10 protein-coding genes and 1 pseudogene are annotated in these 11,974 nt (G+C 69.7%); 4 read left to right on the forward strand and 7 right to left on the reverse strand.

From position 1 onward, the window contains the following. Positions 1 to 17: 17 nt before the first annotated feature. Complete coding sequence (locus H5407_RS07030) at positions 18 to 2,297, reverse strand: ABC transporter ATP-binding protein (RefSeq protein ID WP_183103728.1); 2,280 nt, start codon at positions 2,295 to 2,297, stop codon at positions 18 to 20. A gap of 221 nt (positions 2,298 to 2,518) precedes the next feature. On the opposite strand from H5407_RS07030, the gene cphA (H5407_RS07035) reads away from it, so the two are divergent. Continuing rightward, a complete protein-coding gene (cphA, locus tag H5407_RS07035; RefSeq protein WP_183103729.1) occupies positions 2,519 to 4,696 on the forward strand; it encodes a cyanophycin synthetase in 2,178 nt (725 codons plus the stop codon). 49 nt (positions 4,697 to 4,745) lie between these two features. After that, the gene (cphA, locus tag H5407_RS07040) at positions 4,746 to 7,307 is read left to right on the forward strand and encodes a cyanophycin synthetase (protein WP_183103730.1); all 2,562 of its coding nucleotides are present in this window, start codon (positions 4,746 to 4,748) and stop codon (positions 7,305 to 7,307) included. Positions 7,308 to 7,325: 18 nt separating this feature from the next. Here the strand turns inward: cphA (H5407_RS07040) and H5407_RS07045 are convergent, their stop codons facing one another. The 5 genes from H5407_RS07045 to H5407_RS07065 form a co-directional block, all read right to left on the reverse strand. Then, positions 7,326 to 7,817 carry a hypothetical protein gene (locus H5407_RS07045; RefSeq protein WP_183103731.1) on the reverse strand — a complete coding sequence of 164 codons (492 nt, stop codon included), beginning with the start codon at positions 7,815 to 7,817 and terminating at the stop codon, positions 7,326 to 7,328. A 197-nt stretch (positions 7,818 to 8,014) separates the two neighbouring features. Beyond that, positions 8,015 to 8,221 (reverse strand): hypothetical protein, encoded by a 207-nt coding sequence (locus H5407_RS07050; RefSeq protein WP_183103732.1) that lies wholly within the window; start codon positions 8,219 to 8,221, stop codon positions 8,015 to 8,017. An 84-nt stretch (positions 8,222 to 8,305) separates the two neighbouring features. Continuing rightward, entirely contained in the window at positions 8,306 to 8,740 is a 435-nt protein-coding gene (locus H5407_RS07055) for a hypothetical protein (RefSeq protein WP_183103733.1), read from the reverse strand. A 520-nt stretch (positions 8,741 to 9,260) separates the two neighbouring features. Next, the gene (locus H5407_RS07060; protein WP_183103734.1) at positions 9,261 to 9,572 is read right to left on the reverse strand and encodes a hypothetical protein; all 312 of its coding nucleotides are present in this window, start codon (positions 9,570 to 9,572) and stop codon (positions 9,261 to 9,263) included. 23 nt (positions 9,573 to 9,595) lie between these two features. Continuing rightward, positions 9,596 to 10,738 (reverse strand): M48 family metallopeptidase, encoded by a 1,143-nt coding sequence (locus tag H5407_RS07065; protein WP_183103735.1) that lies wholly within the window; start codon positions 10,736 to 10,738, stop codon positions 9,596 to 9,598. Positions 10,739 to 10,890: 152 nt separating this feature from the next. On the opposite strand from H5407_RS07065, the gene H5407_RS07070 reads away from it, so the two are divergent. Then, positions 10,891 to 11,109, forward strand: coding sequence for a DUF3079 domain-containing protein (locus H5407_RS07070; RefSeq protein WP_183103736.1), 219 nt, complete (start codon positions 10,891 to 10,893; stop codon positions 11,107 to 11,109). Between the two features lie 93 nt (positions 11,110 to 11,202). Then, a complete protein-coding gene (locus H5407_RS07075) occupies positions 11,203 to 11,613 on the forward strand; it encodes a PaaI family thioesterase (RefSeq protein WP_183103737.1) in 411 nt (136 codons plus the stop codon). Between the two features lie 74 nt (positions 11,614 to 11,687). On the opposite strand, the pseudogene H5407_RS07080 reads toward H5407_RS07075, so the two are convergent. Then, a pseudogene (locus H5407_RS07080) lies at positions 11,688 to 11,974 on the reverse strand (hypothetical protein); the annotation flags it as partial.

An 11,974-nucleotide genomic window follows, 5' to 3' on the forward strand; every position in this document is an offset into this window, starting at 1 on the left:
GGGGGGCTCTCTGCGGCTCAGGCGCTCACCGTGTGGGCATTGGGATTGGGCAGGGCGATGGGCTCAGCCTCCTCGGCATCGACCCGGCGGGCCTGCGCCTCGTAGAGCCGCCAGTAGGCGCCCTTCTTCTCCATCAGCTCGTCATGCGGGCCGACCTCGACGATCTGGCCGCGGTCCATCACGACCAGGCGGTCGGCCTTGCGCAGGGTGGACAGGCGGTGGGCGATGGCAATGGTGGTGCGGCCCTTGACCAGGTTGTCCAGGGCCTTCTGGATTTCCTTCTCGGTCTCGGTGTCCACCGCCGAGGTGGCCTCGTCCAGGATCAGCAGGCGCGGGTTGATCAGCAGGGCCCGGGCGATGGAGATGCGCTGGCGCTCGCCACCGGACAGGCCCTGGCCGCGCTCACCCACCAGGCTGTCGTAGCCATGGGGCAGACGCAGGATGAACTCGTGCGCATGGGCGGCGCGGGCCGCAGCGACGATCTCCTCGCGCGTGGCGTCCGGCTTGCCGTAGGCGATGTTCTCGGCAATGGTGCCGAAGAAGAGGAAGGGCTCCTGCAGCACCAGGCCGATGTGGCGGCGGTAGTCGGCCACCGTCACGCGGCGCAGGTCGGTGCCGTCGATGCGGATCGAGCCCTCGGTGACGTCGTAGAAGCGGCAGATCAGGTTGACCAGCGTGCTCTTGCCCGAGCCCGAATGGCCCACCAGGCCGATCATCTCGCCGGGCTGGATGTCCAGCGTGAGCCCGCGGATCACCGCGCGGTTGCCGTAGCGAAAGCCGATGTCCTGGATTTGCAGCCCCCCGGTCACACCGTCCAGCTTCACCGGATTGACGGGGTCCGGCACATTGGACTGGTGGTCCAGGATGTCGAAGATGCGCTTGGCACCGGCCGCCGCCTTCTGCGTGACCGAGACGATGCGGCTCATGGAGTCCATGCGCCCGTAGAAGCGGCCGATGTAGGCCAGGAAGGAGGTCAGCACGCCCACCGTGATGGCGCCGTCGGACACCAGGTAAATGCCGAAGGCCCACACGACCAGCAGGCCGATTTCCGTCAGCAGCGAGACCGTGGGCGTGAACAGGCTCCAGGTCTTGTTGAGCCGGTCATTGACCTTCAGGTTGTTCTGGTTGGCCTCCTTGAAACGCCGGGCCTCGCGGCGCTCCTGGGCGAAGGCCTTGACCACGCGGATGCCGGGGATGGTGTCCGCCAGCACGCTGGTGACCTCGCCCCAGACGCGGTCGATCTTCTCGAAGCCCGTGCGCAGCCGATCCCGCACCAGGTGGATCATCCAGGCGATGAAGGGCAGTGGCAGCAGGGTGGCCAGGGCCAGCCAGTGGTTGATGGAGAAGAGGATGACGGCCGTCATGCCCAGCATCAGCACGTCGGTGATGAAGTCCAGGGCGTGCAGGGAGAGGAAGACGCTGATGCGGTCCGTCTCGGAGCCGATGCGGGACATCAGGTCGCCCGTACGCTTGTTGCCGAAGTACTCCAGCGACAGCGACAGCAGGTGCTCGAAAGTGGCGGTGCGCATGTCCGCGGCGATGCGCTCGGACACCAGGGCCAGGATGTAGGTCTTGGCCCAGCCCAGAATCCAGGACACCAGCCCGGCGCCCAGCAGGCCGCCCAGGTAGTAGGCCACCAGCCAGGGGTCGATCTTGTGGCCCTGTTGGAAGGGGATCAGCACCTCGTCCATCAGCGGGCGGTAGAGGTAGGGGCCGACCAGGGTGGCCCCGGTGGCGCCCAGCATCAGCAGGAAGCCCAGCAGCAACTGGCCCTGGTAGGGTCTGGCGAAGCGCCACAGGCGCAGCAGCACCCAGGTGGAGGGCGGCGTGTGCAGTTCACGCTCGCAGGTGGGGCATTCCTCGCTTTCCGGGGGCAGCGGCGCCTTGCAGCTGGGGCAGAAGCCCACCTCCTCGGCCTCGGTGCGCGGGCCTTCCTCGCGGCGCTCGAAAGCCTCCTGGAAGCGCTGGGCCTGCAGGTTGATCGCCAGGGTGAAACGCCAGAAGGCCAGGCGGCCGCTGGCATCCACCAGCTCCAGGCAACCCACGCCGGCGTGGTCGCTGATGCGCAGATCCAGCCCGGGGCGCAGGGGCCATTCGGACCATTCCCGGGTGCCAGCGTCGAAGGCCAGCAGGCGCTGCCGGGTGAGGGCCAGCAGGCCCACGCCAAAACGCAATTGACCGTCGAGGTCAACCTCCAGGCTCGCCAGGACGTTCTCGCCCTTCAAGAGACGCGAAGTCAGAGTCGCCCATTCGGGATGCTTGGCGGACGCGTCGTCCACAGGATGTTGATGCTGCATTGTTCTTTCGTTCTGAACGCCCCCGGGGCGGCTGCCGGCGACCGCGCGATTTTCGCGCATCCTGCAACGCTCCCGCCGCCTGATCGATGACAGGCGAGCAGGTCCTCACTCACCGAACGGGCAAACCCGCCCCAAACTGAGAGCAAAATGGCGCCTGGTCGCCAGACGCACATCCCGGCCCTGGCCAGCCTTCCCCTTCCGACCCGTCCATGCCCCGCCCCATGAGCCGACACGACGACATCCAGCTTTTGCGCGTCAACTACCTGCGTGGTCCCAATATGTGGACCTACCGCCCCGTCCTGGAGGTCTGGCTGGACCTGGGCCGGCTGGAGGAATTCCCCTCCCACAAGCTCGAGGGCTTCAACGACCGCCTGACGGCCGCCCTGCCCGCCCTGGTCGAGCACCACTGCGGTGTGGGCGAACGCGGCGGCTTCCTGCAGCGCCTCACCGAGGGCACCTGGATGGGCCATGTGCTGGAGCACATTGTCATCGAGCTGCTCAACCTCTCCGGCATGCCCACGGGCTTCGGACAGACCCGCTCGACCTCCAAGACCGGCGTCTACCGCATGGTCTTCCGGGCCCGCGACGAGCAGGTGGCCCGCGCCGCGCTGGCCGAGGGTCACGCCCTGATCATGGCCATGATCAACGCCGAGGCCTTCGACGTGAAGGCTGCCGTGGACCGCATCCGCGACAAGGTCGATGACTGCTACCTGGGCCCCTCCACCGCCGCCATCGTGGCCGCCGCCACGGATCGCCGCATCCCTCACATCCGCCTGAACGACGGCAACCTGGTGCAGCTGGGCCACGGCGCCCGCCAGCGCCGCATCTGGACCGCCGAGACCGACATGACCAGCGCGATCGCCGAAGGCATCGCCCGGGACAAGGACCTCACCAAGAGCCTGCTCAAGAGCGTGGGCGTGCCCGTGCCCGCCGGCACCGCAGTCAAGACTGCGGCCGAGGCCTGGGAGGCCGCCCAGGACATCGGCCTGCCCGTGGTGGTCAAGCCCTCTGACGGCAATCATGGCCGCGGCGTCACCCTGGACCTGCGCCAGGAGGCCGACGTCGCCGCCGCCTTCGAGCTGGCCGACAAGGAAGGCTCCGAGGTGCTGGTGGAGAGCTACATCCCCGGCAACGAGCACCGCCTGCTGGTGGTGGGCGGCCAGGTCGTGGCCGCCGCCCGCGGCGACGAGGCCTGGATCACCGGCGACGGCCAGCACACCCTGACGCAGCTGGTCGACCTCCAGATCAACACCGACCCGCGCCGCGGCCTGACCGAGGACTTCCCGCTCAACCGCATCACGCTGGGCGAAGACGCGGTCGTGCTTCTGGACTTGCAGCGCCAGGGCGTGACGCCCGCGTCCGTCCCGGCCGTGGGCCAGCGCGTGCTGATCCAGCGCAACGGCAATGTTGCCATCGACTGCACGGCCCAGGTCCACCCCGAGGTGGCCCATGCCGTCTCGCTGGCGGCGCGCACCATCGGCCTGGACATCGCCGGCGTGGACCTGGTCAGCACCGACATCTCCAAGCCCCTGTCCGAGACCGGCGGCGCCATCGTCGAGGTCAATGCCGGCCCCGGCCTGCTGATGCACCTGAAGCCCGCCGAGGGCATGCCCCAGCCGGTGGGCCAGGCCATCATCGATCACCTCTTCGCCGAGGATGAAACCGGCCGCATCCCCGTGGTGGGCGTGCTGGCCTCGCAGGGCGGCAACCACATCACCCGCCTGGTGGCCTGGCTGCTGCACCTCAATGGCCGCCATGTGGGTCTGGCCTGCGGCGACGGCCTCTTCCTGGGTCCGCGCCGCGTCGAGAAGCGCGCCAGCATCCGCTGGGACGCTGCACACCGCCTGCTGATGAACCGCGTGGTCGATGCCGTGGTGGTGCAGAACGACGCCGCCTCCATCCTCAAGGACGGCCTGGCCTACGACCGCTGCCAGGTGGGCGTGGTGACCGACATGGCCGCCACTGTGGACCTCAGCCACTACGACACCCTCACCGAGGACCAGCGCTTCAAAGTGCTGCGCACCCAGATCGACGTGGTCCTGGCCGAGGGCGCGGCAGTGCTCAACGCCGCCGAGCCGCGTCTCGTGGAGATGGCCGAACTCAGCGATGGCGAGGTGCTGCTCTACGCCCGCGAGGAAGGCAACGAGGCCCTCCAGGCGCACCGCGCCAAGGGTGGCCGCGCCGTCTTCCTGCAGGGTGGCACCGCGGTGCTGGCACAGGGCTCCAGCGAGACGGTCGGCGCCAATATCGCCGGCCTGGCGCAGCGCTTCGCCAAGGCCGGGCAGCCCACCGATGACACGACCCTGTTGGCCGCCGTGGCCACCGCCTGGGCCATGAACGTCTCGCCCGAGCTGATCTCCGCCGGCCTGGACACCTTCGTGCCGGATCTGGCGCAGTAAGCTCGCCACCCCGCACGCTCAACCGAATCTCCCGAAAGACGACGCGAACATGGAAGTCTCTCGCATCCGCGCCCTCCGAGGCCCCAATATGTGGAGCCGCCACACCGCCATGGAAGCGGTGGTGCACTGCACGGAAGCCGAACGCGCCATCAGCGGCCTGGCCGGCTTCGAAGGGCGGCTGCGCGCCCTCTTCCCCGGCATCGGCGCCCTGCGGGCCGAGATGAGCCTGGCCCAAGTGCTGGAGCAGGCCGCCCTGGCCCTGCAGGCACAGGCCGGCTGCCCGGTCACCTTCAGCCACACACACGTCACCGGCGAGCCGGGCACCTGCCAGGTGGTGGTCGAGTACAGCGAGGAAGACGTCGGCCGCATGGCCATGGACGACGCCACGCGGCTGGTCCTGGCCGCCATGGGCGAAGGTACGTTCGACATCGACGAGTGCCTGAAGCGCCTGCGCGAGACCGACGAGGATGTTCGCCTGGGGCCCTCCACCGGATCCATCGTGGACGCCGCCGTCAAGCGCGGCATCCCCTTCCGCCGCCTCACGCAGGGCAGCCTGGTGCAGTTCGGCTGGGGCGCCAAGCAGCGCCGCATCTGGGCCGCGGAGGTCGATGCCACCAGCGCGGTCAGCGAGTCCATCGCCCAGGACAAGGACCTCTGCAAGCAGCTGCTGCAGTCCGCTGGCGTGCCCGTGCCCATCGGCCGCCCGGTTGAGTCCGTCGATGACGCCTGGGAAGTCGCCCAGGAGATCGGCCTGCCCGTGGTGGTCAAGCCCCAGGACGGCAACCAGGGCAAGGGCGTGACCGTCAACGTCACCAGCCGCGAGCAGCTGGAGGCCGCCTACAAGGCCGCTGACGAGATCGGCCACGTGATGGTCGAGAAGTTCCTGCCCGGCTCCGACTACCGCCTGCTGGTGGTGGGTGACAAACTCGTCGCCGCCGCCCGCCGCGACCCGCCGCATGTGATCGGCGACGGCGTCCTGACCGTCAAGCAGCTGGTCGACAAGGTCAATGCCGACCCCAGGCGCGGCGACGGCCATGCCACCTCGCTGACCAAGATCCGCTTCGACGACATCGCCGTCGCGCGCCTGACCCAGCAAGACCTGACCCCCGAGTCCGTGCCGGCCAAGGGCCAGCGCGTGATCCTGCGAAACAACGCCAACCTCAGCACCGGCGGCACCGCCACCGATGTGACCGATGACGTGCACCCCGACGTCGCCGCCCGCGCCATCGCGGCGGCTCAGGTCGTGGGACTGCATGTCTGCGGCGTGGACGTGGTGGCCGAGAGCGTGCTGCGCCCGCTGGAGGAGATCAGCGGCGGCATCGTCGAGGTGAACGCCGCGCCGGGCCTGCGCATGCACCTCTCGCCCAGCTTCGGCAAGGGCCGCAATGTGGGCGAGGCCATCGTCAACCACCTCTACGGCCACGGCCACAAGAGCGAGGACGGCCGCATCCCTGTGGTCGCCGTGACCGGCACCAACGGCAAGACCACCACCACCCGGCTGATCGCGCACATGTTCGCGACCTGCGGCCTGCGCGTGGGCATGACCAACACCGACGGCGTCTACGTGGACGGCCGCCAGATCGACAGCGGCGACTGCTCCGGCCCCAAGAGCGCCCGCAATGTGCTGATGCACCCGGACGTCGAGGCCGCCGTCTTCGAGACCGCCCGCGGCGGCGTGCTGCGCGAGGGCCTGGGCTTTGACCGCTGCCAAGTCGCCGTGGTGACCAACCTCGGCGAGGGCGACCACCTGGGGATGAACTTCCTCAACACGGTCGAGGAACTGGCCCTGGTCAAGCGCGTGATCGTGCAGAACGTGGCCCCGAGCGGCTTTGCCGTGCTCAATGCCTCCGACCCGGTGGTGGCCAACATGGCCGGCGTCTGCCCGGGCCAGGTCATCTTCTTCACCACCGACCGCCACCATGCGCTGATGGCGGCACACCGCGCCCAGGGCAAGCGCTGCGTCTTCATTGACGGCGACCAGCTCGTCGCCGCGCAAGGCGCCTGGCGCGAGAGCATCCCCCTGCGCGACATCCCCTTCACGCGCGGCGGCATGATCCCCTTCCAGGTCGAGAACGCCATGGCCTCCGTGGCCGCGGCCTGGGGCATCGGGCTGGACTGGGACACCATCCGTCGCGGCCTGGCCAGCTTCAACAGCGACAGCGACAACGTCCCCGGCCGCTTCAACGTGATGGACTACCGCGGTGCCACCGTGATCGCCGACTACGGCCACAACGGCGATGCCATGCGCGCGCTGGTCGCGGCCGTCGAAGCCCTGCCGGCCAAGCGCCGCTCGGTGGTGATCTCCGGCGCCGGCGATCGCCGCGACGAGGACATCCGCATCCAGACCCAGATCCTGGGCGCCGCCTTCGATGACGCCCTCCTCTTCCAGGACGCCTGCCAGCGCGGTCGCGAGGACGGCGAGGTGCTCAAGCTCCTGCGCCAGGGCCTGGAAGGTGCCACCCGCACCGCCCACATCGAGGAGATCCGCGGCGAGTTCGTCGCCATCGACCGCGCCCTGGAGCGCCTGCAGCCGGGCGATCTGTGCCTGGTGCTGGTGGACCAGGTCGAGGAGGCGCTGGCGCATCTGGCTCAGCGCATCAGCCAGGGCTGACCGCCCTTCGCTGGCTCATCAAGCCCTGGTGCGCTGCGGCCGCCAGGGCTTTTTCACGAGTGGAATCGGTACCAGGGGCCGCCCAGCGGCGTGCTGCAGTCCTCTGTGCGCGAGATGGCGCAGGTTGTAGCAGAGCCCGACCGCGGCATCCGGCGAGCCCTCGAAGTCAAGGAAGAGCAGCTCGCCCTGCCGCCAGGCCGCGGCACGGGTTGGCCCCAGGAACGCGGGCCAGATATCGAAGGCGGTGCGCCACAGGTACTCATCGTCCCTGGCTGTGGCCAGCGCCTCCTGCGCGGCCGTTTCCAGGGTTTCGCGCTGAAGGGCGATGAGGCAGCGCAAGCCGAGTTCATGCACCGCCGGCTGCACGGCAAGGACCGCGGCGAGCAGCAGGGAAGTGCCCAGGGAACGCAGCAGCGCGCGAGGGCCCTGGCCGGCGAACAGGCCCCGCGCACCCGAGACTGCGCCGACCCGCAGGAGCCCGATCACGGCCAGCAGGAGCAGGCCCGACACCAGCTGGAGTGGGCCAAACAGAGCGTTGGCGCCAAAGAAAGCGGCGCTGCACCTCGGCGCTCATGCGCTCGTTGTAGGCCGTGGCGAAGCCGCGTTGCTTGGCCGCATCCGTGCAGCCGGGGCCGCCATCCAGGCGAACGCCCTTGGCGCGCAGCAGCCGCTCCCGCACGTGCCGGCGCTGCGGGTCCCTGACCGTCTCAAGGCCCCATCGACTCGAACAGTTTCAGCGTGCCCGCCGCGATGTCGGCCCGGGTCGCCTGCTCGCCACGCTCGCGGCCTCTGGCCTCCGTGCCGATGCGTGCATCGATCGACACCCGCACGGGCTCGACGGCGGCTGCGCAGGCCCCGAGCAGACCGCCCTGCAAGGCGGCAACGAGCGGGACGAGCCCCTTGATGACATGCACGTTCCGTGGGATGGCGCATGCGATAGCAGCTGGGGCGTCATTCACTGCCGAAGCGGCGGCCCCGTGGATGCTCCGGGCCCCGGTCTAGCTGCAGTGGCAGGGCGCAGGCGGCCCTTCCATCGCTTGCGCGGTACACCGCCCCAGGAGACGGGTCCTGCGCAGCTCGACGGGCTGGCCCAGCCGCAGGGTTGTGCCACCTGGCGCCACGCAGGCGTCCACGCCGCCGCCGGTGCAGCACACGGAGTAGGACAGCCTGACGCCCCCGGCCTCGACGACTTCCATCTGATAGACCTCCGTGGAGATGCGCTGCGCCGGCAGCAGCAGCTCGACGCCGGCAGCCAGCAGCGCCACCACCATCAGCCATCGCAGCGGCCGGCGGGCGCGCCGTGCGAGCGCCCGCCCGACCTCGGGCCAGGAGCCGGCGCCTGCCCTGGCACGCCGGCCCAGCACGACGATCAGCAGCAGGGCAACGGCGGCCGTCAGGCTGGCGAGCACGGAGGCAACGAGGGCGGCGGGCATGTCCGGGGATCTTCTGCAGTGGATTCGGGTTGAGCCGCATCATCGCCGATGCCCATGGGAATTCTGGTGGGTGCGCGCAGGCTCAGCCCGCCGTTGCGGCCATCGCCTCCCATTCGGCACGGCCCTGCACACGCCCCGGAATGCGACGGCCGTTAAGGGCCAGACCGGCCTCGGGCAGTCAGAAGAAGGCCTGCGCCTGGAACAGCGTCTTGCGCCGATCGTTCTCCAGCCGGGACTTGATGGGTTTGAGCTAGGGGTAGACCGGGGACCCTACCTGGAGCTGGAAACCCGCCGCATGGAGCTGGCGGGGCGCCGGGAAGTCGTCAGGAATCAGGGCAGGCATTGCGAATGGAAAACCAGGCCCGCACTCTGAACGTTATGCCCGCAGACCGGTTGTCGCTGATTCGGAGCGCGGGCGGGCCGCGGCATGGAGCCCCGGCAATCTAGGCTCGGGCCGCCTCGCCTTGGGCGAGGGCCTGCGACTCACGGGCCGCTGGCTCACTTCATGCGCTGCCCTGCCTCAGCGCCGGTTCGCGGCAGGCACGACGCCCGCCAGGCTTTGGGCCCCGGCGGCATCCTCGATGGCCATGTGCATCTGGGCCACGGCCTCGCGCTCGCCCTTGATGGCATAGGTGTCATGGCCGCAGTGTGCGCAGTGCGCGGCGAAGGCGGCCTCGATGCCGCGGATGCCGGCGATGTCCATGGGTGTCATCTCGGACAGCTCGGCCCGGCAGTGGTTGCAGACGATGTACTTGGGCCGCAGCGAGAGCTGCCGCTCGATGGCGGCCTCCTTGCGCTGTTCGGGGGTGCCGCGAAGCTTTGCTTGTCCCATGTGCTTTCCTGTCAGAGCAGAGTTCAGTCGAAGTCGCCGCCGCCACCGCCGCCAACGTCGATGTCGCCGCCGCTGTCCCAGCTGGCCCCGCCATCGCTGCCGCCAAGGTCCAGGTCATTCGAGGGGCCGTTGTCGAAGGGGATGTAGCCGCCACCGCCGCTGCCATCGTCGGAATGACGGCGGTGGCGGTCCGAGGCTTCGGCGCTGCCGCTCATCATCGAACCCAGCACCGCGCCCAGGCCCACCGCAGCCACGGTGCCCAGGGCATTGCCGCCCCCGCCGCCATAACCGGGCTGCATGCCGCCATAGCCCGGGCCCTGGGCGCGGGCCTGTGCCTCGGCCTGAAGCCGGGCCTCCTGCAGACGCAGGGCCTTGTCGCTGGGCTTTTCCTCGCCCCGGATCTCGGCAGCGATGTCGCGAGAGCGCAGGATCAGGCTCTCGGTCTCGGCGAAGTCCCGGCGCGTGGCCAGGGTGCCGATATGGGCGCTGATATCGGCCTGGGCCTTGCGCACGCGGTCATAGGTGGCGAGCTTCTGCTCGGGGCTGAAGGCTGGGTTGGCGTCGGCCGCGGCGACGGCATCGCCCAGGTCCTTGTGAGCCTCCATCAGGGCCCCGCGCCAGCGATCGATGTCAGCCGGCGTGTTGCCGGCCGCGCTTCGGCGCAGCTTGCGCCACAGCACGAAGCCCACGCCGCCCAGGACCAGCAACCAGAACCAGGAAATGCCGCCAGACGAGGACTCCCGACGCTCCTGGCGCGGCGCCTCGGCGGCAGGCTGCGCCTGCACGGGCGCCGGCTGCGGCAAGGCCTGCTGCCTGGCAGGCGGCTCCACGCGGATCGCGCCGGCCTGCGCCTGGTCGATGCGCTGGAGCATGGTCTTTCTGCTGGCGAAGCTCTCGCTGGGATCCAGCTCGCGGGCCTTCTGCAGCTCGGCCTTGGCGGCGTCGATCTGGCCCTGCTCGAACTTCACCTCGGCAAGCCAGAAGTGCGCCAGCGCGTTCTCGGGATGCTTGCGCAGCACGCCGTCGAGCTTCTGCTCGGCCTGGGTCCAGCGCTGGGCACGCATGTCGGCCGCGATGTCTTCCTTGGTCCCGGCCTGAGCCAGGCCGGCCGAACACAGCAGGACGGCAGCAAGCACCCAGGCGTGGCGACGGGATGCAGTCTTCATCTTCATTCCTCCGGCAACTCGGCCCCAGGCAGCCGGATGCCGCCGCTGGGCAGAGGGCCCGATCCTAGCGCGCCCGCTCCCCCATGCCGGAGGCCACGCGAGCTTGCGCTGGCGCAAAACCCTGCGGGCGGCAGCCCTCCACAGTGTGTGGCATGGCGAAGAAGTTTCCCCTCCTGCCCTCCCAGCCGCAGCGCGTCTGCTGGGGCTGCGACCTCTACTGCCCCAGCGAGAGCATGCGTTGCGGCAATGGCTCGGTGCGAACGCCACATCCCAGCGAGCTTTTCGGCGAGGACTGGGCGCTGGGCCTGCTGCCCGAGACCACGGCCTCGCAGCCGCCGGTGCCGCAGCCCGCCCCTGAGCCGGTCGCCTGAGGGCGGCCCGCCGGGCCCGCGCCTGCCTTGCGGGTCGATGCGCTTATGCTGGTCGGCTGATCCTCCAGCCTGGGGACCCAACCCCCTGCCCTCATGTCCATCGAAACGTTCAACGCCCGCAGCCAGGGCACCCTGCCCGGCCACCTCGGCATCGTCATCACCGCCCAGCGCCCCGGCGAGATCGAAGCTGAATTGCCCGTCCAGCCTCACCTGATGGCACCCAACGGCTACCTGCATGCCGGCAGCATCCTGACCCTTGCCGATACAGCCGCCGGCTTCGGCTGCATGTCCAACCTGCCCGAGGGCGCGCAGAGCTTCACGACCCTCGAGATCAAGTCCAACCACCTGGCCACCGCCCGCGACGGCCTGCTGCGTTGCACGGCCACCCTGGTGCACGCCGGCCGCAGCACCCAGCTGTGGGACGCCAAGGTCACCCATGCCGACACCGGCAAGACCCTGGCCCTGTTCCGCTGCACGCAGATGGTGCTGTACCCGCGGGGCTGACGGTTCGACAAGGAAACGCCGGGCCGCCCCAAGTTTCCTTGACCCCCTCGGGGGGCCTGACACGCAGTGGCAACTTAGAACTTACAGCCCTTGGCCCGAAGCGCGTCCAGGGCCATGGCGCCCAGGGCCAGCAGGCCGTTCTCGGCATAGGCCTTGCGGCAGTCCTCGCGCAAGGCTTTTTCCATGTCCTTCTGGAGCTTGGTCTTGAGCTCCGGCGGATTGGGCGCGATCTCCAGCAAGGCCCGCGAGCGGCTGGCGGCCACCGGGCCGCGTTGCGAGAGCGGCAGGTCCAGGTTGAGGCGCGGCGCACTGGCCGGGGCCGAGGGCGCGGTGGCGACGTCCCGGCCACGCTGGGCGCCGG

Source organism: Mitsuaria sp. WAJ17, assembly GCF_014174515.1.
GTDB lineage: Bacteria > Pseudomonadota > Gammaproteobacteria > Burkholderiales > Burkholderiaceae_C > Roseateles_B.